This window comes from Corynebacterium lizhenjunii (assembly GCF_011038655.2).
GTDB lineage: Bacteria > Actinomycetota > Actinomycetes > Mycobacteriales > Mycobacteriaceae > Corynebacterium > Corynebacterium lizhenjunii.
In genome coordinates, this window is the sequence record NZ_CP064954.1 from 2313198 (window position 1) to 2333880 (window position 20683).

At 63.9% G+C, this 20683-nt stretch carries 16 protein-coding genes; 5 read left to right on the forward strand and 11 right to left on the reverse strand.

Features of this window, described 5'->3' with window-relative positions; translation table 11 throughout:
• Positions 1–88 precede the first annotated feature (88 nt).
• A complete protein-coding gene (locus G7Y31_RS10625; protein WP_165007361.1) occupies positions 89–1384 on the reverse strand; it encodes an adenylosuccinate synthase in 1296 nt (431 codons plus the stop codon).
• Positions 1385–1521: 137 nt separating this feature from the next.
• Entirely contained in the window at positions 1522–2742 is a 1221-nt protein-coding gene (gltS, locus tag G7Y31_RS10630) for a sodium/glutamate symporter (RefSeq protein WP_165007364.1), read from the reverse strand.
• Between the two features lie 108 nt (positions 2743–2850).
• Here gltS and G7Y31_RS10635 point away from each other — a divergent pair, with 108 nt between their 5' ends.
• Positions 2851–3762 carry a hypothetical protein gene (locus tag G7Y31_RS10635; protein WP_165007367.1) on the forward strand — a complete coding sequence of 304 codons (912 nt, stop codon included), beginning with the start codon at positions 2851–2853 and terminating at the stop codon, positions 3760–3762.
• 379 nt (positions 3763–4141) lie between these two features.
• The gene (locus G7Y31_RS10640) at positions 4142–5395 is read left to right on the forward strand and encodes an HNH endonuclease signature motif containing protein (protein WP_165007370.1); all 1254 of its coding nucleotides are present in this window, start codon (positions 4142–4144) and stop codon (positions 5393–5395) included.
• Positions 5396–5605: 210 nt separating this feature from the next.
• Here the strand turns inward: G7Y31_RS10640 and G7Y31_RS10645 are convergent, their stop codons facing one another.
• The gene (locus tag G7Y31_RS10645; protein WP_165007492.1) at positions 5606–6772 is read right to left on the reverse strand and encodes an FUSC family protein; all 1167 of its coding nucleotides are present in this window, start codon (positions 6770–6772) and stop codon (positions 5606–5608) included.
• Positions 6773–7153: 381 nt separating this feature from the next.
• On the reverse strand, positions 7154–8188 hold the full coding sequence (gene fbaA / locus G7Y31_RS10650; protein ID WP_165007373.1) for a class II fructose-bisphosphate aldolase: 1035 nt from the start codon (positions 8186–8188) through the stop codon (positions 7154–7156).
• Positions 8189–8635: 447 nt separating this feature from the next.
• On the opposite strand from fbaA, the gene G7Y31_RS10655 reads away from it, so the two are divergent.
• Positions 8636–8896 (forward strand): type II toxin-antitoxin system Phd/YefM family antitoxin, encoded by a 261-nt coding sequence (locus G7Y31_RS10655; RefSeq protein ID WP_165007376.1) that lies wholly within the window; start codon positions 8636–8638, stop codon positions 8894–8896.
• Positions 8897–9151 carry a Txe/YoeB family addiction module toxin gene (locus G7Y31_RS10660; protein WP_165007379.1) on the forward strand — a complete coding sequence of 85 codons (255 nt, stop codon included), beginning with the start codon at positions 8897–8899 and terminating at the stop codon, positions 9149–9151.
• Positions 9152–9430: 279 nt separating this feature from the next.
• Here the strand turns inward: G7Y31_RS10660 and G7Y31_RS10665 are convergent, their stop codons facing one another.
• The 6 genes from G7Y31_RS10665 to clpB form a co-directional block, all read right to left on the reverse strand.
• Entirely contained in the window at positions 9431–10627 is a 1197-nt protein-coding gene (locus tag G7Y31_RS10665; protein WP_165007382.1) for a glycoside hydrolase family 76 protein, read from the reverse strand.
• A 78-nt stretch (positions 10628–10705) separates the two neighbouring features.
• Entirely contained in the window at positions 10706–11323 is a 618-nt protein-coding gene (locus G7Y31_RS10670; RefSeq protein ID WP_165007495.1) for an RNA methyltransferase, read from the reverse strand.
• Between the two features lie 250 nt (positions 11324–11573).
• The gene (gene pyrE / locus G7Y31_RS10675) at positions 11574–12128 is read right to left on the reverse strand and encodes an orotate phosphoribosyltransferase (protein WP_165007385.1); all 555 of its coding nucleotides are present in this window, start codon (positions 12126–12128) and stop codon (positions 11574–11576) included.
• A 119-nt stretch (positions 12129–12247) separates the two neighbouring features.
• Entirely contained in the window at positions 12248–13492 is a 1245-nt protein-coding gene (locus G7Y31_RS10680; RefSeq protein WP_244977383.1) for a type III secretion system chaperone family protein, read from the reverse strand.
• 1 nt (position 13493) lies between these two features.
• Positions 13494–14330 carry a sulfurtransferase gene (locus G7Y31_RS10685; protein WP_165007388.1) on the reverse strand — a complete coding sequence of 279 codons (837 nt, stop codon included), beginning with the start codon at positions 14328–14330 and terminating at the stop codon, positions 13494–13496.
• Positions 14331–14455: 125 nt separating this feature from the next.
• Positions 14456–17179 (reverse strand): ATP-dependent chaperone ClpB, encoded by a 2724-nt coding sequence (gene clpB, locus G7Y31_RS10690; RefSeq protein ID WP_165007392.1) that lies wholly within the window; start codon positions 17177–17179, stop codon positions 14456–14458.
• A 1348-nt stretch (positions 17180–18527) separates the two neighbouring features.
• Here clpB and G7Y31_RS10695 point away from each other — a divergent pair.
• On the forward strand, positions 18528–19742 hold the full coding sequence (locus tag G7Y31_RS10695; protein ID WP_165007395.1) for a 2-polyprenylphenol hydroxylase: 1215 nt from the start codon (positions 18528–18530) through the stop codon (positions 19740–19742).
• Positions 19743–19818: 76 nt separating this feature from the next.
• Here the strand turns inward: G7Y31_RS10695 and G7Y31_RS10700 are convergent, their stop codons facing one another.
• Complete coding sequence (locus G7Y31_RS10700; RefSeq protein ID WP_165007398.1) at positions 19819–20625, reverse strand: carbon-nitrogen hydrolase family protein; 807 nt, start codon at positions 20623–20625, stop codon at positions 19819–19821.
• Positions 20626–20683 lie beyond the last annotated feature (58 nt).

A 20683-nucleotide genomic window follows, 5' to 3' on the forward strand; every position in this document is an offset into this window, starting at 1 on the left:
CATGTCCAGCAGTTATATATACTTCTCACCCAACAGAAAAGGTCCAGCGCACCAATCGCACTGGACCTTAAGGAGTTGCTAAGAAGAGCTAGGCGTCGCCCTCCAAGACGTCATGCCGGACAATCGTCTGATCCCGGCCCGGACCAACACCAATGTAGGAAATACGGCAGCCAGACAGCTCCTCCAAACGCAGAACATAGTCCTGCGCAAGCTGCGGCAACTCCTCAAAGGTGGTGCAGCCCGTAATGTCCTCCTCCCACGCCGGCATGGTCTCATAAATCGGCGTCGCGTGGTGGAACTCGGACTGCGTCAGCGGCATCTCATCATGGCGCACACCGTCGACGTCATAGGCCACACAAATAGGAATCTCCCCAATACCTGTCAGCACATCCAGCTTGGTCAGGAAATAATCCGTAAAGCCATTCACGCGCGTGGCATAGCGCGCCACCACCGCGTCATACCAGCCACAACGGCGCTTGCGGCCAGTGTTCACGCCAATCTCCCCGCCGGTAGTCTGCAGGTACTCGCCCCATTTATCATCCAGCTCCGTGGGGAACGGCCCCGCACCCACGCGGGTGGTATAAGCCTTGATGATGCCCAGGGCGTGCGTAATGCGCGTAGGCCCAATGCCAGAGCCTACCGATGCCCCACCAGCCGAAGGGTTCGATGAGGTCACGAAGGGGTACGTGCCATGGTCCACGTCCAACATGGTGGCCTGGCCGCCCTCCATCAGCACATGCTTGCCGGCATCCAGGGCATTATTAAGCTCCAAAGTGGCATCAATGACCATCGGCCGCAACCGGTCCGCATACCCCAAGAAGTACTGCACCATCCGCTCGACCTCTATGGCCCTGCGGTTGTACATCTTGACCAACATCTGGTTCTTAATATCCAGCGCAGAGGTGATCTTCTGGCGCAAAATCGACTCATCAAACACATCCTGCACCCGGATGCCAATACGCGCCACCTTATCCGCATACGTCGGACCAATCCCGCGCCCCGTGGTACCAATAGCGCGCTTGCCCAAGAAACGCTCCTGCACCCGGTCCAGCGTCTGATGGTACGGCGCCACCAAGTGCGCATTAGCAGAAATTTTCAACCGCGAAGCATCCGCCCCACGCGCCTGCAAACCATCAATCTCCTCAAACAAGGCCTCCAGATTAATCACCGTACCGTTGCCCAGCACCGGCACCGCATTCTCCGACAAAATGCCCGCAGGCAGAAGCTTCAACTCATACTTCTGCCCACCAACCACCACAGTGTGGCCAGCATTATTACCACCATTGGGCTTGACCACGTAATCCACGCGCCCGCCCAAAATGTCCGTGGCCTTGCCCTTACCTTCATCGCCCCACTGGGCACCGACAATCACAATAGCTGCCATCGGTTCAAGTCACTTCCTCAAGTCTGAAGTCAAATACCCATTCACAATACCCGTCCACAGCCTCCCACCCACAGGAAACACCGCCACAACGGCGCAGAAACTTCAGCAAAGGGTGAGGTGGCGGGGGCATCGGCAAGCTAAGCAAAGTTCAAAAAGCCCAAGATAATAAACAAATTGGTGAAGTCAATAAACATCCCGCCCACAATCGGCACCACAAAAAACGCCAACGGCGAAGGCCTAAACTTCGCCGTCACCGACTCCATATTCGCCATACCATTAGGCGTAGCGCCCATACCAAAACCCACCTGGCCAGCCGTGAGCACCGCGGCATCATAATTGCTACCCATCACGCGGAACGTAACAAAATACCCCCACAGAGCCATCAGCACCACCTGGCCCACCAGCAGCACCAACAAAGGCACCGCCAGCTCCGCAAGCTCCCACAGGCGCACATTCATCAACGCCATAGCCAAGAAGATATTCAGGCCCACGTTGCCCACAATCTCCACCTCCTGCGTGGGCACCAACTCCTGATACTCCGGCTGCTCATACTTATCATTGAGGTAGCGAAACGCGATAGCCACCAACATGGTGCCCAAATACAGCGGGAAAGCAGCCTTATCCGTAAACGACGACACCCAGGCATTCAAGGCATCCGTGATGAAAGAGCCAATGAACATGGCCAACAGAATCATCACAAACGCGTGCAGAATCCGGTCCTGGCGCAGGCGACGCTGGGAATGGGCCAAGATGGAGGCGTCGATGTGGACCTCCTCACTGGCCTGGTGGTGCAGGTTGCGCTTAAGAATGAGCCGGTTAGCCAGCGGGCCGCCCATAAGAGAACCGGCCACCAAGCCAAACGTAGCGGCAGTGTAAGCCACCGTTTGCGCGCCAGTGACGCCGAAATCCTCCACCAACGGGGCAATAGCACCCGAGACCCCGTGGCCGCCCGTCATCGACACCGAACCCGTCATCAGAGCCAAATCCTTACTCACGCCCACCAACGGGGCCAACAAAACCGCGACCAGGTCCTGGAAGAAACACAACACCGTAGACAGAATTAGGAAGACCATTACCTTCGGGCCGGCAGCCTTGAGCACCTTAAACGACGCCCCATAGCCGACGGAGGTAAAGAACATGACCATGAAGAAACTCTGCAAAGTGACGTCGAACTGGACATCCAGAACCTCCGTCTGGCGCAGGGCGAGATTGATGAGGGCAAACAGAAAACCGCCAATCACCGGCGAAGGGATGGCGAAGCGCTCGAAGAAACGCACGCGGCGGCGAAGCCACGCGCCGGTAAGCAGGACGACCACCGCAAAGCCGGCGGACTGGATAAGATTGAGCTCTAGAGTCACGGGAGGGGTCCTTGTCTGATGGGGTGATGTCTGGTGGGGTGATTGCCGGGCGCTGTGCAAAAGCGCTTCATTTAATCACACCTAGCGGCGGGCGGTACAGTGACGGGCATGAAGTACCTTGTGCTGCGGTGTGGTTCCGCATGGGCGCCGAGTAGTGAAATGTTGGCCAAGTTGGGCTCGGTGCAGATGCACGAGGTGGGGGCGGTACCCAGCCGGCAAGAGCTGCGAGTACTCGATGCCGCCGCCCGGGAAATCCTGCCTGTTGACCCCACGCCGTCGCTGGATGAAATTGCCGCGCGCCCGGACGTGGCGCACTTGGGGGCGCCGGGGTTTGCCCCGCAGCCGGTGCCGGAGCCGTTGCGCGTGGTGATCTGCGGCAACGATGCCGCCCTCTCCGCCGTACTCACCCGCGCCATGCGGGCAGATTACCTGTGGGTGGAGTTCGCATTTGTGCCCTCCGGCGAGTCTACTGCGGCACAGAACTGGGGGCTTCCTACCGATGCCGCCGAGGCCTGGGCGTTAGCCGTCGCAGGCCAGGTGCGCCCTGCCCCACTGATTCGCAACGATGCCGGCCAAGCCGTCGCAGGCTCCGCCACCATCACGCAGTGGGAAGACGAAGCCGGCCACACCGGCGAAATCACCGGCGAAGTAATCGTAGACTCCACCGTCCTCTTGCGCCACGGTAAAGGCTCTGGCGCCCCTAGCGTCCGCAGCGGCGAGCCTACGTACGGCGCCAAATTGGTGCCCATGCTTGACGCCCCCGGGATAGTAGCCGCCCGCGCTACCGGCCCGATATTCGGCACTCCCCCGCCACCGCGCGGACTGCGTGCCAAACTCCAGGCCCGCATGCGCCCAGTGCGGCCGGGTGCGCTTGACGATGCCTCGGTGCTCACCGGGCGAGCCGTCCAAGCCGGCGGGCCAGCGCTGCGCGTCGTGGTCGATGGCGTCTCCAGCAAGCGCGCCGTCAAGCGGGTGACCTTCTACCGGCATCTACGGGACTTACAAGTCGTGCGGCCATAGCCCGCCACCGCACGACATAGCCCGCCGCCCGGTCATAGCCCGCCACCGCGCGGTCATTCCCTGCGCCGCCCGGTCATAGCCCGCCACCGCACGACATAGCCTGCTGCCGCGCGGTCGTAGCCCGCCACCGCACGACATAGCCCGCTGCCGCCCGGTCATAGCCCGCCACCGCACGACATAGCCTGCTGCCGCGCGGTCGTAGCCTTGATGGGGACGTTATGTCACCAATTTTGCTCTATATTTAATGGGCCTGCTGCGCGAAAGTTATCCACAGGTCCGTGACGAAATGCCTACTCTAGTGTGCAACCAGGCTAAGTTATCCACAGGTTGGGAAAACTCTCCTTGCGGGCCTTGACACCACGCGTTTAGCGTAAGCGGCATGAACCTCGATACTTTCCTTGCCGCACACGGCACCGCGATAGACCACCTCGCGCTAGCCGCAGGGTGCAGCGCTGCGGACCTTGCTGCCCGCGGCGCCTCCCCGCAGGCAGCAAGCCACATCGAGCACCTCTACGGCGTCTACTACACCGGCACCAGTTTTACCGGACGACGCAGGCGCTCGATTACCGCAGCCCGCACCCAAGGCCACGGCCTGTTCGAGCTGATGCTGATCGAAGACTACGTCGCTAAAGTCGGCACCACCAAGCGCGAACAGCGCAGCTGGCTACTACGCGAAGAACTCTGCGCAACCCCTTCGGCCAAGATTGACAAGGTTGCCAAGAAACGCTTAGCCACCTGGCGTAAACCACGCGCCCAACCGCAACCTAAAGCCACCTTAACCCGGCATGCCAACGGCAACGCCACACTGACTATCACTGGTAGGGACGTGGAGTTTACAGAGGTCTTTAACAGCATCGACCAAAACAGCCCCGACCAGAGCTTCCTCGACCTAACCCGCGGCAAAGGCGGGCTGTCCCAGACCCACTACCACGCCCAGGTGGTAGTCCAACTCGATGACTTCGCCGCCTTGCACGGGCGCGCCCAGGCCGCAGCCTGCACCGCCGCCAACGAAAGCGCTGGCGCCACCAGCGAAAGCACCGGCGCTCCTGGCGCTGTTAGAAGCGTCCATGCAAACGCCACAGATGCGGCCGGTGTTGATGCCTTCCCCGGCGCTGGCGAAGGCGCTTGCGCTCCCGGCGCTGATGTCGGCGCCGATGCTGGCGCGGGTGGTTATGCGGCGGAGGGTAATCCTTCGGATGCTGATGTTATCGTGCGCGCGACCAACGGGGTGCGTATGAGTGGCGCGGAGCTGCTTCAGCGGGTCTTTCTCGACCGTGGGATGATAGCCCTTGTCAGCCGCGAGCATGGCCCGTTGGACTTGTACCGCTTTGAGCGCTTTGCTTCTGATAAGCAGCGTGCCTTGTTAGCCGCTGAGGGTCCGGGCTGTAATTGGCTGCACTGTAATGTCGCGTTTGATAAGTGCCAGATTCACCACCTGACCCCGTGGGTTGCTGGTGGGCAGACGAACATCAGGAATTTGGCGGTGTTGTGTGAATACCACAATGGAGTCAATGAGGACAGTCCTCCCGGTGGGATCCCGCAAAGTCGCGGGCGGATGGTGCGCGTTAAAGGCCGGGTGGCTTGGCAAGGCCCCGGCGGCGGGCCACCGGTACCCACCAGCCCCACCAACTAACCCGCCCCGCACACAGCGCAGGCGCCCAGGAAGCGCAACAGCCCCACGGCAACCAGAAATGGACCGCCGGAGGGGCTACAAGCGCGGCGGCTATGAGGCGGTAGCAGGGCCCGCAGGTGGGGCGGGGAGACGGTGAGGCGGTCTGGCCGGAGGCGGTGAGGCGGGGAGACGGAGAGTCGGTCTGGAGGGAGGCGGAGGGGCATCGGCAGACTAGCGGAGATCGCGGGGCAACTCCGGCGGGTAAGCCGGGTGCTTGGACGTCGGGGCCAAGGCGGCGACGGCGGACTCGCGGGACATCCCGCACACCATGAGCAAATCGACCACGATGGAGCGGGTCTGAGCCAAGATGGCATACGCAGACAGCAGATGATCCTCCTCGACAACCGACATCTGCGCGCGGGCACCCACCACGCGCAGGCGGGCGACCAGCTCCGGAATCTCCTCCGCCTCAGAAAGGCGCTTGGCCTTCGCAGAGCGGGAATACATTTGGGACAGGGTGTGGCAGACATCGGCAAGCTCCTCGATGAGCTCCAACTGCGTGGCCGACACGTGGTCACGGTCCTCCACCAACACCAGTGCCCTGCGCGCCAACACACGCACGCCGCGTACCGCATTATCCACCGGGGCCAGAGTTCGCTCCAGAGAACGAATACTGCGCATAGAACCCCACAACAGCGGATTGACCTGCGCGGTCTCCTTGCCGGACTTCGCCGCAGCCAGCAGTGCATTGATATCAGCCTGGGAGCCGCGCACAGCCTCGCGGGCGTCGCGGATAACCTGGGGATCGCGCTCGCGGAGGCCGGAGGCGACATCGGAAAGCACGGACGAAGCCAGGCCCAGGACCTTAGAAATCTCGCGGCGGCCGGCAGAAAGCGGCGAAGACGGGATGAGCGCAATCATGCCAATACCAATAACCGCGCCGATAATCGCGTCCAACGCACGGCTGAGGCCGCCCATCTCCGCCGGGGGCAGGATGGTAGAAATCAAGATGGCGCCGATGGTGATTTGGTTGCTGACCAGCTGGGAACTAGTCATAAAAGAGGAAATCAGCAGCGACAGCCCGATGATGATGGTCATGTGGATGGCGCCGGTGCCCAGGGTATCGACTAAAAAGGTGCCCACTACCACTCCGACGATGCCCCCGAGCGAAAGCTCCAGCGCCCTCTGCAGGCGGTCACTGCCGCTGAGGCCCAAAATGATGACCACGGACATTGGCGCAAAGAAGGGCTGGGCGTGGCCGAAGATCTCATGCGCGACGTAAAAGGCCAGGCCGGCACCGAGGGTGGCCTGCAGAATGTAGACCAGCCGGGAGCGCACGCGGCCGAGGCGGGCCTTGAGGGACTTGTCCACGTGACGGAGTTGCTCCGCGGTGGTCATGCGCACCCGCGCGGTGGCCGTGGTGGCGGCCGGGTGGGTGGCTCGGGCGTTGTCGGCGGGGTTGGGTTGCTGGGCAGAGCCGGGAGCCGGGGCAGGAACTGAGGCGGCATCGGCAGGACGGGCTGCGGGGTCGGGGATGGGATTGTGGGTCATGATGCCTCCCAACATATCGCAAGACAAGAAGAAGCCCGCCCGGGGGTAAACGGGCGGGCGGGGTGTCGCGCGAGTCCGGGGCGCGGGGCTAGGCGGAGCCGGCAGCGGCGGGGGCGGTGCCAGCAGCGACGCGCGCAGGGGGCGGGGGCGGAGCCGGCAGCGACGTGCGCGGAGAGCAGTGCCCGGAGCGCGCCAGGAGCGCGCCAGTCACAAACGCGGCGGTGCGGACTACTTGGAGACGGACTTGCCCACGGAGTGGAGGTCCTGGCAGGCCTCGACGACGCGCTCGGACATGCCCTGCTCGGCCTTCTTCAGGTAAGAGCGCGGATCGTAGACCTTCTTGTTGCCCACTTCGCCATCGATCTTGAACACACCGTCGTAGTTAGCGAACATGTGGCGGGCGATGGGGTTGGTGAAGGCGTACTGAGTGTCGGTGTCGACGTTCATCTTGATAACGCCGTAGGACAGAGCCTGCTCGATCTTATCCTTCTCCGAGCCGGAGCCCCCGTGGAAGACGAAGTCGAAGGGCTTGGAGCCGGCGTCCAGGCCCAGCTTGGCGATGGCCGCCTTCTGGCCCTCATCCAGCACCTCCGGGCGCAGCTTCACGTTGCCCGGCTTGTACACGCCGTGGACGTTGCCGAAGGTAGCGGCCAGCAGGTAGCGGCCCTTCTCCCCTACGCCCAGGGCGTCGACGGTCTTTTCAAAGTCCTCCACGGAGGTGTAGAGGTTAGCGCCAGCCTTGGCTTCCACGCCATCCTCCTCGCCGCCGACGACGCCGATTTCAACCTCCAGGATGATGTTGGCCTTGCGGGCCTTCTCCAGCAGCTCCTGGGCGATCTGCAGGTTCTCATCGATGTGGATGGCGGAGCCATCCCACATGTGCGACTGGAACAGCGGCAGCTCGCCGCGGTCCACGCGCTCCTGGGAAATGGCGATGAGCGGACGAACGTACTCGTCGAGGACTTCCTTCTGGCAGTGGTCCGTGTGCAGCGCGACGTTGATGCCGTAATGCTTGGCGGCCTCGTGTGCAAACGCGGCCAGGGCCTGGGCGCCAGCGACCTTGTTCTTCACCGACAGGCCAGAGCCGAACTCCGCGCCGCCAGTGGAGAACTGGATGATGCCGTCTGATTCGGCCTCGGCAAAGCCGCGCAGGGCGGCGTTGATGGTCTCGGAGGAGGTGCAGTTGATAGCCGGGAATGCGAAACCACCAGCCTTGGCGGTGTCAAGCATCTGGTTGTAGACCTCAGGGGTTGCGATAGGCATGGAACCATCCTTGTAAATCGGGCCTTGAGACGGGCCGGGTCACGTACGTCTACTAGTATGCCCCGGCCCTCCCGGCCATGTCGAGGTTATTTCTGTGACGTTGCTTGTATTCGCGGCCTGTATTCGCGCCCGAACGGGCACCGGGAGCCGTGCTCACGCACGCGCGGCACGGCGAGCAAGCGGGCAACGCAGCGGACTGGAGCGCGGCGAGCACGCGCGGCACGGCGAGCAAGTGGGCGGGGTGGCGGGCACGCGGCCCGACAGGCAAGCCGGGAGCGCGGCGGCGCGGCGAGCACGCGCTGCACGGCGAGAACGGCGGCTCGGCGGCGGACAACGCGCGGCGCGCCGGTCAGGCGGGTGGGGCGGCTCAGCGCTCACCTCTAAGTGGTACCATAATCCTGTACTACTATTTCGTGTGAAGATACTTCACGTAGAGAGGTCCCGAACATGTCCATCAGCGCAAGCCAGGCCCGCAAGACCCTATACCCACTCATCGAACGCGTCAACGAGGACCAGGACGCCATCGAGATCGTCTCCCGCAAAGGCAACGTCGTCCTCATGCCGGCCGACGAGTACGCCGCGTGGCAAGAGACGGCGTACCTATTCCGTTCGCCCACCAACGCTCGCCGCCTCCTCGACGCCTATGACCGCGCCCTCGCAGGGAAGACCCACGTGCACGAGCTCGACCGCTCCGACGAGGACTGCTAAGTGCGCCTGGTCTGGGACGAGTCTGCATGGGAGGACTACAAGTACTGGCAAACGGCCGACCGGAAGGTCCTCAAGCGCATTAATTCGCTCATCGACGCATGTATGAGGGATCCTTTCTCCGGAATCGGCAAGCCCAAACAACTCAAATACGGAGCACAGGGGTCCTGGTCACGGCGAATCACAACCGAACACAGGCTCGTCTACCTCGTCAACGGCGAAGACCTCGTGATCCTGCAGGCCCGCTACCACTACTGATCCACGGAGCAGGTCGGGCGGGTGAAGCGACCAGGCGCGCGGGTGGAGCGGGGCGCGCAGGACGGGAGTGCGGCGTGCCCCGGCCAGGCGCGCGGGTGGAGCGGGGCGCGCAGGACGGGAGTGCGGCGTGCCCCGGCCAGACGCGCGGGTAGAGCGGCCCGGCGCGCGGGTGGAGCGGGGCGCGCAGGACGGGAGTGCGGCGTGCCCCGGCCAGACGCGCGGGTAGAGCGGCCCGGCGCGCAGGAGGAGCGGGGCGGAAGGGAGCGGGGCATCGGGAAGCTAGGTAGCGGGGGCGTCGTGGCGGAAGACGCGGGCGACGGCCTCCAGCAACATCCAGCCGGAAAGCTGCACAGACAGGTCGCGCTCGTCGACGCGCACCAGGCCCACGCGCTCCGACAAGGACGTGGAGCCGAAGCCATAGTTGTGCGGGAGGCGGGCATCGGCAGTCCAGTCGGTGCCGAAAATCGGCAGGCCGTCGACCTCCAGGCGGTGCTCCCACGCGGCCTCGGCAGAGGCAGCGACCAGGCGTGCGGCGAGCTTCTTGGTGGCCCGATTGGCGGGGGAATCGCCGGGGAGGCGCACGGCGACATCGGCAAGATAGCGCACCAGAATACCCTTGAACAGGCCACCATCACCGTCGCCAGTGCGCGCGTTGAGCACCCCCGCGGGCGTGGCTTGGTGCGAGGCCACCGCCTGCACCAGCCCGCGGATGCGGGTGACGAAACGCATCATCTCCTCCACCCGCTCAGCCTCGTAGACCGACTCAATATCCTCTAGCTTGCCGATGCCCGCCCGCTCCCGCAACGCCAGCACAATCTCCAGGCACGCACCCAGCACCACCCCCTGGCAGTAGGGGTGAATGTGGCGCACAATCTCAGGGCCATCCATGCGCATGCGGATGCCATCCATGATGAGGCCGCGGTCGTCGACAAGGTTGTCATAAATCCAGTCCACCACTTGGCAGGCCTGCTCGATTTTGCCCATGCGCGCCATCATGATGGCGCCCGGACCGTTAGAGGGGACGTTGAGGAAGGTCTCGCCCTCGCGCCACGGCAGGACGCCAAGGTGGGGGTCCAGGCCGGAAATGATATTGCTTTGCAGCGCGGGCAGTCGCTTGTGGGGTTTAAGGGATTTCAGCTCCCCGGCACGCGCCATGGCGAGGGCGAGCCACGCCTTGTCATCGTAATAGCGGTTCTTTGCCAGCGGGCCCAGATTGCGCAGGCGAATACCCGTGACCGTGTCCGCGATACGACGGCGGCGAATCTTGGTGTTATTGCGCCAGGCGGCGTCCACCAAACAATCCAAGTAGTGCGCCTGCCACCAATAGTGCCAGTGCACAAAGACCTTTTCTTTAGCCGTTGGGGGCCACGACACCACAGCCAAATTGGTGCGCGGCAGCCCCCACAAACGCGCAGCGTGCCGCTCGTTAATCGCGGTCTCTGCTAGGTCGGCGCGGTGCGCCCACTTTTCTATCACAATTATCGCTCCACAGGGCCTAAACCATTAGCGTTAGCTGTCACGCGGCAGCCAACAGGCCATATTCTATAACGCCGCCTACCACGCGCGGGACAAATCTGCGTGCTGCCGGATCCAGGCGTGCATGGCAATACCCGCCGCCACCCCAGCATTAATCGAACGCGTGGAGCCAAACTGCGCGATGGAGCACGTCATCACCGCGCCTTGTTGAGCTTGCTCGCTCACGCCGGGGCCTTCCTGGCCAAAAAGGAGCAGACAGTCCTGCGGCAGCTGGGCGGTCTCTAGCGGCACGCTGCCCGGGGTGTTGTCGATGGCCACCACCGTCAGCCCCTGAGTGTGGGCCCATTCGAGCAGCTGCTCCACTGTGTCGTGGTGCAGCAAGTGCTGGTAGCGGTCCGTGACCATTGCGCCACGGCGGTTCCAGCGGCGCCGGCCCACAATGTGGACGGTGTTCACCGCGAACGCATTCGCCGTGCGCACCACCGTGCCGATATTAGAGTCGTTCTCAAAATTCTCAATCGCGATGTGCAGGCTATGGCGGCGGGTATCAATGTCGGCGACGACAGCTTCGCGCTTCCAATACCGGTAGGCGTCGACGACGTTGCGGGTGTCGCCGTGCTCGAGCAGCTCCGGGTCGAAGTGCTCGCCCTGCGGCCACGGTTGCGGGTGCGGGCCCACTCCGTGGCGGCCTTCCATCCACTCGGTCGGCCCGCGGTGTTCTTCGGCGGAACCCACCGCGCCCGCAGCAGAAGGCGGCGCGACGACAACACCGGCAGCCGAAAGTGCCTTCACTGAAGGCCCCTGCGCCGCAGCGCTGCCAACCGCGTTGGGTTGTGCCGAAGAAGGCGCACCTGCAACGGGGGTTGATTCGGAGCCCTGCGACTCAGGTGCGGGAGCGGGAGAAGGATCGGGTGGGGTGGCGGGGGCATCGGCAGGCTGGGCGGAATTAGGCAAGGCCCAAGTCCTCCAGGCCCAGCAGGTAGCGGTACTCCAGGCCCTCGGCGGCAATGACGTCGGCTGCGCCGGTAGCGCGATCGACCACCGTGGCCACGCCGACCACGTGGGCGCCGGCCTCGCGCAACGCCGCCACCGCAGTCAACGGGGAATTGCCGGTGGTGGTGGTGTCCTCCACGACCAGGACCTTCTTGCCCACCACGTCAGCGCCCTCGATACGGCGCTGCATGCCGTGCTTCTTGGCCTCTTTGCGCACCACGAATGCGTCAATCGGACGGCCGTCCGCGTGCATGATGGCCGTAGCCACCGGATCCGCGCCCAGAGTCAAACCGCCCACAGCGTCAAAATCCCAGTCCGCAGTGGCCTCGCGCAGCAGCGCACCGATAAGCCGCGATGCCTCATGCTGCAGCGTCGCGCGGCGCAAATCAACGTAGTAGTCCGCCTCCTTGCCCGAAGACAACGTGACCTTGCCGTGGACTACCGCCAATTCCTTGACCAGTTGTGCCAAACGCTCGCGCTGTTGGGTGGACGGTGCTTGATTGTTCATGGGTTCCTCTCCAAGTTGGGGTTCTCATAGATTACTGCGTCGGGCGGCCGGGCCCGGGGTTCGGCGCGGTGCGACGCGAAGGCGGCAAGGGCCGGCCAGCGCGGGACGGGGCGGGGCGGCTAGGCGCCGTCGTCAAAGAGCGACGAGCCGCCATCCAGGCGGCGGCGCATGCGCGGGGTATCGCCGTCAATGTGGGGGCGCTCGGTGCCGTCTGCGATGGCATCGACTTCGTCTGCGCCCAGTGCATGCTGCGCCATAGTGCCGTGGACCTCCGCGCCGGTGCGTGAAGGCAACTGAACGGGCTCGTCAGGACGCTGGACGGGCGGGTGCACAAACTCGTCCTGCGGCGGTCCCACCAATGTCGGCCCCTGTGCCAGGGCAGCCGCCTGTGGCTCAATGGCGCGGGTGGGATCCCCTGCGCTGGGATCAAACCCCTGCGCCGCAGCGGAGCGTGGAGGGAGGACCCGGGCGGTATCGGCAAGCAAAGCCAACGGAGCCTGCATCGCATCCCAGTCGAGGGTGCGGGCCTGCTTGGTCATCTGCGCGAGAACCCACTCGGATTCCATCCACACCGCCGTGACCACTGCGGGCATGGCGTCGAGCGCGCTGCGCACCCGCGGGTCCACCAGGCGCTCGACCACCGGCACGTGCGTGGAATAGATGTGGAAATCGGCGACGTCGAAGGCCGGGACCAGGTCGTCGCCGGACTCCACATCCAGGGCGCCCTCGCGGCGGAAGTCCACCACCACGTCCGATGCCGCCCCCGTGCGCATAGCCATCACCGCTACACTGCCGATGTCCATCAGCAGCATCTCATGGCCCAGCACTTGACCTGCGACGATGTCGCGGGGTTCCGCGCCGGCGGCGGCTGCACCGCGGGTGAACTCATCGACTAAATAGGGGTCCTGCTTGTGAAACTCATAGCCGCGGTGTTGCGCCCACTCGCGGCGCTCACGCAATACCGCGCCCGGCAAAGAAGAGCGCAAAGTGCGTCGGCTGGGCAAAAGCCCAGAGCCCGGCTGCAGCTTTGGTACCGGGCCGGTTGCGTTCGAAGGTTCCTGTACTGAGTCTAGTTCAGGTTGCGACGCCGGTCGCGGTTTGTGGTCGGACTCAGGCGTGGGCTCCAGATCCTGGTCGGCGGTGGGAACTGAGCCAGATGGCAAAACGGAGTCGGCGGCAAGCGCTGGTTCCACGAATGGAGCCGAGTCCGGGGCGGAGCCAGCAACGGAGGCGGGGTCCGGGTCGGAGTCAGCAGCGGGAGCGGGGTTGGGGTCGGCGGGGGCATCGGCAAGCTTGGCAAGATGCAGCAGATAGAAACCAGCGGCGCCGATGGCCAGGGCAAGCAGGATGAGGAGGTAAGCCATGCTAGTCGCCGCGCTCGACGGGGTTGCGCGGGTCCGCCGACCACTGCGACCAGCCGCCCACAAAGTGGCGCGGAACCGGCAAGCCGGCCCACTCCAATGCGGCAATGGCCAAGGCAGAATGGTTGCCGGAGCCGGAGTAAATGATGGCGCTTTCCAGCTGGGCGGCGGTGATACCGGCCTCGGCGACCAGGTCGCGGACCTGCTCCGGGGACTTCCACGTATGGTCCGGATTGTGCAAGTGACGCTCCGGCAGATTGACCGCGCCCGGAATGTGGCCGGCCTTCAAGTCCAGATTCTCGCGGCGGCCGGCGAAGCGGTTAGGCTCACGGGTATCGATGAGGAGGCCGGTGTGGGCTTTGACATCGGCAAGCGTGGCCGTGGGCATGGAACCCGGGCGGACCTCCATGTCCGCGCCGACAGAAATGTTGCCCGGGCCCGTCAGGGTGGGCAGGCCCTGCTTGCGCCAATTGGCCAGGCCGCCATCGACAATGCGGACATCCTCCACACCCGCCCAGCGCAGAATCCACCAAGCGCGACCGGCGAAGAGACCACGCTGCTCGTCGTAGACCACCACCGGGCGATCGCGACGCAAACCCCAGCGCTTGAACCACAACGCCAGCTTGTCCGGGTCCGGCAACGGATTGCGGCCTGCCTGCGAGCCGGGGAGGCCGGCGAGAGCGCCCGCGGCATCGCAAAACTGCGCCGTAGGGATGTGCAGGGAAGAAAACTGGTTGAAAGCCGCGCCCTCCTGCGGCTCCCACAGCGACGCCAGCACCGTAAAGCGCGCGCCCTGATGAATGTCCTCATGCAACTGCCGTGGAGAAACCAAAATGCTCATGCCCCTCATCTTAAGGGCATGAGCACGTTTCCGATGGTTGGGCGCGGGGTGGGCCGCAGCTAGTTCCGCGTTAATCCCCGCTAGTCATGCTAGTCGCGTTAGTTGCGTTAGCCGCGCTAGCCGAGTTAGTCGCGCACGGGACGCAAGACCAGACCGTCCGCCGCGCGGGTGGCGGGGGCAGGCTCGGCAGCGGCCTCGGCGGGAACGGAGGCAGCAGCGGGGCCTGCCGGGGCGGAGTCGGCAGCGGTCCCGGCGGAAGCGGAGTCGGCCGGGGCGGGGGCATCGGCAGACTGGGCAGCGGTGCTGGCGGGGGCATCGGCAGACTGGGCAGCAACGTCCACGGCAACGCGATCGCCATCCACAATTTCCCCGGCGAGCAGGGCCTTAGCCAGGCTGTCGCCGATGGCCTGCTGAATCAGGCGGCGCAGCGGGCGGGCGCCATAGGCCGGATCGTAGCCGCGCTGGGCCAGCCACGCCTTGGCCTCCGGGCTGACCTCCAGGCGCAGGCGGCGCGAGGCCAGGCGGCGGGAAAGGGCGTCGAGCTGAATGTCCACAATGCCCTGCAGCAACTCCTGGGACAGCGGCTCGAAGACCACCACATCATCCAGGCGGTTGATGAACTCCGGCTTGAAGGCGTGGCGCACGGCCTCCATGACCTCCTCGCGCGTGCCGCCCGCACCCAAATTGGAGGTAAGGATGATGACGGTGTTGCGGAAGTCCACGGTACGGCCCTGACCATCGGTCAGGCGTCCCTCATCCAAGACTTGCAACAGCACGTCGAAGACGTCCGGGTGGGCCTTTTCAACCTCATCGAAGAGCACCAGCGAATAGGGGCGGCGGCGCACGGCCTCCGTGAGCTGGCCGCCGGCATCGTAGCCGACGTACCCCGGAGGGGCACCGACCAGGCGGGCAACCGAGTGCTTCTCACCGAACTCCGACATGTCGATGCGCACCATGGCAGAGTCATCGTCGAAGAGGAACTCCGCCAGCGCCTTCGCCAGCTCCGTCTTGCCCACGCCCGTGGGGCCGAGGAAGAGGAAGGAGCCCGTCGGGCGGTTGGGATCCGCAACGCCGGCGCGGGCGCGGCGCACGGCATCCGATACCGCCACCACGGCGTCCTTCTGGCCCACCACGCGGCGGCCCAGCTCAGCCTCCATCTCCAGCAACTTCTGGGTTTCTGCCTGGAGCATCTTGCCTGCCGGGATACCCGTCCACGCGGACACGACCTCCGCGATGGTATCCGGCGTGACCTCCTCCACCAGCATGGTGTTGCGCTGCTTATCGGCGGCCTCTTCGGCCTGGCTGAGTTCCTTTTCCAGCGGCGGGATTTGGCCGTAGTTGATCTCAGAAGCCTTGGCCAGGTCGCCGTCGCGTTCGGCTATTTCTGCCTGGCGGCGCAGGTTCTCGAGCTGTTCCTTGATCCGCTGGACGTCATCGATGGACTTCTTCTCATTGGCCCACCGGGCTTTGAGTTCGCCCAGCTTCTCGCGCTCGTCTGCTAGCTCCTGGCGCAGTTTGTCCAGGCGCTCCTGGGAGGCGGCGTCGCTTTCCTTCTGCAGGGCGAGCTCCTCGATTTCCATGCGGCGGACTATGCGCTCGAGTTCATCGATCTCCTGCGGGGAGGAGTCAATTTCCATGCGCAGGCGGGAGCCGGCCTCATCTACCAGGTCAATGGCCTTGTCTGGCAAGAAGCGGTTGGTGATGTAGCGGTTAGACAGCTCTGCGGCCGCCACCAGGGCGGAGTCCTGGATGCGGATACCGTGGTGGACCTCGTAGCGTTCCTTAAGGCCGCGCAGGATACCCACCGTGTCCTCCACACTGGGTTCTGCCGCGAAGACCTGCTGGAAGCGGCGCTCCAGAGCGGCGTCCTTTTCAATGTACTTGCGGTATTCATCCAGGGTGGTCGCTCCCACCAGGCGCAGCTCGCCGCGGGCCAGCATGGGCTTAATCATGTTGCCTGCGTCCATGGAGCCCTCACCGGTGGCGCCGGCGCCGACAATAGTATGCAGCTCATCAATGAAGGTGATGATTTGACCGTCGGATCCCTTAATCTCATCCAACACAGCCTTGAGGCGTTCTTCGAATTCGCCGCGGAACTTCGCACCAGCCACCATGGCGCCCAGGTCCAGGCTGATGAGCGTCTTACCCTTCAGGGATTCCGGGACGTCACCTGCCACAATACGCCGGGCCAGACCCTCCACGATGGCCGTCTTACCCACGCCCGGCTCGCCGATAAGCACCGGATTATTCTTGGTGCGTCGCGAAAGCACCTGCACCACGCGGCGAATTTCCTGGTCACGCCCGATAACCGGGTCAATCTTGCCCTCCCGGGCGCGCGCCGTTAAGTCCGTGGCGTATTTCTCTAGGGCCTGGAATTGGTCTTCCGGGTTCTCGCTGGTCACCTTAGCGGCCCCGCGCACGGAGGGGAAAGCGCCCTTGATCACGTCGTACGTTGCGCCGCGGCTCGTTAGCAGTTGGGCGGCGTCGGTCTTGGAGCCTGCAATCGCAGCGAGCAGAACCTCCGTGGATACGTATTCATCTCCCAGCTCCCCCGCCAGCTCCTGGGCACGGGTGAGGACGTTAAGCGCGTCGCGGTTAAATTGCGGGTTGGCCATGCCCGTGCCTTCGGCGGTGGGGTAGCCGTCGACTAGTTCGCCGGCCTCACGGGCCACCGTGGCTGGGTCTACACCCGTCGCGCGCAGCACCGGTACCGCGATACCGTCTTCTTGCAAAAGAATCGCCTGCAGCAGGTGGGCCGGGCGAATATCCGGGTTGCCCTTTGCCGATGCCTGCTGCATGGCGGACTGCAAAGCTTCCTGAGTCTTAGTGGTGGGGTTAAAGGCGTTCATGGTTCTCCTTGTGTGTTTTCTGTGTTTGTTTCCGTACGTGGGCTCTACCCACTGTAGGTGTTTCACTGCCCACAACGCACCCAAAGTTGAGTCTATTCCGCTCAAGGTAAAATTTCTTGAGCCCAGCCCGCTCAACTTGCCGATGCCCCCTACCGGATTGCCTAGCCTGCCTACACACCCAGCCTGCCGATGCCCCTCCCCCATCCTGCTGGCATGAATACCTCAGCCCCGCACGCACTGGTTCACGACTCGGCAAGACTCAAATCTGCCACCCCCTTCGGGGCCGGCTGGCTATAAGGCCTTGCAAGAGTTGGGCAAGCTGCTAAACTCGGGACTAACAGTCGGATTACGGCAACGCAATCGGACTGGGAAAACAACGAAACCAGCCAACTGCCATTGACTGGTTCCGTCGGGCCTAAAGGCCTCCGTGAAGTATTTCGTTGATTAGCTTCACGGTTTCGGTCGCTAATTTCAGGACCCCGTTTGCCACATTGAGAATGTTATCCCACGTGGCAGCGGGGTTTTGGTTTTCACGACCGGGTGTGCGCTTGGATTTGCGACTCAAAGAGTGCTTACCCATTGTGCACCTCCCTAAATCAGTAGGGTTTTCCGCTCGCCCAACAGGCGCACAGAAAGCCCACGCAGACGCGCGGGCCTGCCGCGCACTGACGAGGAAGCCACATCCCCCGAAGGGATTTTCGTGGACCACCTCACATCCTAGCAAGCACCGACCCGCCAAGGAATAGACATAAGCCGTTGCAAGGGTTGGGCAAGCTGCTAAACTCGGGACTAACAGTCGGATTACGGCAACGCAATCGGACTGGGAAAACAACGAAACCAGCCAACTGCCATTGACTGGTTCCGTCGGGCCTAAAGGCCTCCGTGAAGTACGAGGTTAATCAACTTCACGAGTTCGGCCGTGAGTTTCACAACCCCGTTCGCCAAGTCCAGGATGTTATCCCACTTGGCGGCGGGGTTTTGGTTTTCACGACCGGGTGTGCGCTTGGATGTGCGGCTCAAAGAGTGCTTACCCATTGTGCACCTCCCGTGACGAGGGCCGCCAACCGCAGATTTTGCATCTCGCCCCACTGTGGGATACAATCGGCAGTGACCTGATGAGACTCTTCCCATAGGTCACCTCCTTTCTAAAGAGACCGCCCCTCCTCGTGAGGGGCGGTTTCTTTTTTCTGCAGCACTCCGCCTGGGGATTGTTGGCCTAATGGTGGCCTAATGGGGCCTAATGGTCGGAATGTGTTGGTGGGGGTTATGGGCCTAATGGTCAAAATGTGTTGGTGGGGGTTATGCGCCTGGAACCCCGGCCTAGCCGAGCGGCCTATACTTGGACCCCATGACTGCGAAGCGCCCAGCACCCGAAACCTGCGACTACGCGGCAGTCGCCCACGCGCTGCGTACCCACGCAGAGGACTACCGGCGGGAAGTCCATGAGCAACTCTTCGCGCAAATTCTGCCCGCACGTGACCTGTTTCCAATGTCGGCGGCCAGCGCGCATCAGGAGTTGGTACCGGCACTAGCGTGGTATTTCGAACAGTGCGCAGCGAACGCGCCGGTAGCGCACACCGAGCAGCACCTGGCTGACTTGGCGAGGGAGCATCGCCGCCACGGCTTCCCACCACAGGTGTACACCACTTTTGTCGAATGCCTGGTATCCGGACTGGACACGCTGGAACTCAAGCCTGCCGATGCCACCGCAGCCGCCGCCCGCCTCCACCACCTGGCCCGCGTGATGGCAGATGCTGCGGAAGCTGCGGACCTGGCGGGAACTGCCCCCGCACACCGGCTGCATGTGGTAGGGGTGCGCAGGCCGAATAGACAGGTGGGCATCGTCAAGCTCAGCGCAGGGCTGCCCACCCAGTTCGCCCCGGGGCAATTCTTTGCGGTGACCACCCGCCACCTGCCGGGGACGTGGCGGGAGCTTTACGCGGCCGCGCCACCGACGGCGGCAGGCGAGCTGGAGTTTCATATCCACGCCACGGGGCCGGCGTCGCAGCTGTTGCGAGCAGCGCGCGTGGGCGATGAATGGACGGTGGGTAGCCCGCGCGGCGAGTTCGCCCAGGGGCTGCATCAGCACAGCTCAGCCGATGGTGTTTACCCCGTCCTGCTGTGTTTTGGCACCGGCTGGGCCCCGGCGCGGGCGTGGCTGCTGGGCCTGGTCGATGCCGCCGTCGCGGCCGGGCAGGCGCCGGATATTGAGGCATCGGTGTACGTGGTCGCGCCGAGCCCGGGGCACCATTATGACGTGGTGGTGCAGGAGAATCTGGCCGCGCTCAACCCGGATATGCGCATGTATTTGCTGGTAGATTCCGCGATGGACCCGCAATTGCTGGGCGCGGAGCCCCCGGTGGTGGAAATGGATTTTGAGGTCAGCGCGGACCCGGTGAGCCTGATGCTCGAACGCGAGACCACCCGCGGCAACCGTTTTATCCTGTGCGGGCCGAGCCAGCGGGTGGCGCAGGCGCAGGCGCAGCTTCTGGCCGCCGGGGTGGATGCCGTGGATATTGAGGCGCATCCCTTTGACCGTGCGGGGTTGTGGGAGTTGAACTAGGCGCGGCGTCGCGCCCGGCGGGCTAGAGCGCGCGCGGCGGGATCGGGACCCAGGCGCGAGCGCGAGGCAGACGCGCCTAGCCCAGCACGGGCAGTTGCTTGCGCACGGCGGCCACGCGCTCGATGTCCAGGTCGGCGTAGATAATTTCCTCGCCGTAGCCGGCCTCAGTTAGACGTCGGCCGGTGGGGTCAACCACGACAGAATGTCCAATCCCCGTCGGCCCCGAATCCTGCCCTGCCTGCTCTTGACCGCCGGGGCGCGCCTGGCCGGCGGCAACGAGGTAGCTGGTGGAATCTAGCGCCCGCGCCGCGGACAGCAGGCGCCACTGCTCGAGCTTGCCGGGGCCATCGGCCCAGCTAAAGGGCACCACAATCACCTTCGCGCCCGCGCGGGCAAGCTCGCGGAATTGTTCCGGGAAGCGAATGTCGTAGCAGGTGGCCACGCCGATGGTCACACCGTCGACATCAAAGGTGCACAGCTGGGTGCCAGGCTTGACGGTGTCAGACTCGCGGTAGGAAAAGGCATCATAAGTATGGATTTTGTCGTAGCCGGTGTGCAGGTCAGGGCCGGTAATCAGGGCGGTGTTGTAGACCCGATTGATGGTTTTGCCGTCGCGTTCGATGGTATCGGCGGGGCGGAATGTCCCGGCCACGACTGTCACGCCCAGGCGGGTGGCTTCCGCGCGCAAAGCGCTTGCATAAGAGCCTTCTAAGTTTTCTGCTTGGGTATCCAGGCGTCCGGTGCCGAAGGCTTGGGAGGCTGCCTCGGGCAAAACTACCAGGCGGGCGCCATTTTCTGCCGCAGCACGGATGCGCTCCAGGCAGGCTTGCATGTTGTCTTTGGTACTACCAGTTGCTAAGAATTGCACAGCTGCGATCTTCATAATTGCCCAATGTAGTGTGCAACGCGGCAGTTATCCACAGGCCCGCCGTGCCCGCCCT

Coding starts and splice junctions, on each gene's coding strand:
- G7Y31_RS10625 (WP_165007361.1), bottom strand. CDS start 1,384: ATGGCAGCTATTGTGATTGTCGGTGCCCAGTGGGGCGATGAAGGTAAG.
- G7Y31_RS10635 (WP_165007367.1), top strand. CDS start 2,851: ATGAAGTACCTTGTGCTGCGGTGTGGTTCCGCATGGGCGCCGAGTAGT.
- G7Y31_RS10680 (WP_244977383.1), bottom strand. CDS start 13,492: ATGGCTTACCTCCTCATCCTGCTTGCCCTGGCCATCGGCGCCGCTGGT.
- G7Y31_RS10640 (WP_165007370.1), top strand. CDS start 4,142: ATGAACCTCGATACTTTCCTTGCCGCACACGGCACCGCGATAGACCAC.
- G7Y31_RS10695 (WP_165007395.1), top strand. CDS start 18,528: ATGACTGCGAAGCGCCCAGCACCCGAAACCTGCGACTACGCGGCAGTC.
- fbaA (WP_165007373.1), bottom strand. CDS start 8,188: ATGCCTATCGCAACCCCTGAGGTCTACAACCAGATGCTTGACACCGCC.
- G7Y31_RS10645 (WP_165007492.1), bottom strand. CDS start 6,772: ATGACCACCGCGGAGCAACTCCGTCACGTGGACAAGTCCCTCAAGGCC.
- G7Y31_RS10685 (WP_165007388.1), bottom strand. CDS start 14,330: ATGAGCATTTTGGTTTCTCCACGGCAGTTGCATGAGGACATTCATCAG.
- clpB (WP_165007392.1), bottom strand. CDS start 17,179: ATGAACGCCTTTAACCCCACCACTAAGACTCAGGAAGCTTTGCAGTCC.
- G7Y31_RS10700 (WP_165007398.1), bottom strand. CDS start 20,625: ATGAAGATCGCAGCTGTGCAATTCTTAGCAACTGGTAGTACCAAAGAC.
- G7Y31_RS10670 (WP_165007495.1), bottom strand. CDS start 11,323: ATGGAAGGCCGCCACGGAGTGGGCCCGCACCCGCAACCGTGGCCGCAG.
- pyrE (WP_165007385.1), bottom strand. CDS start 12,128: ATGAACAATCAAGCACCGTCCACCCAACAGCGCGAGCGTTTGGCACAA.
- G7Y31_RS10655 (WP_165007376.1), top strand. CDS start 8,636: ATGTCCATCAGCGCAAGCCAGGCCCGCAAGACCCTATACCCACTCATC.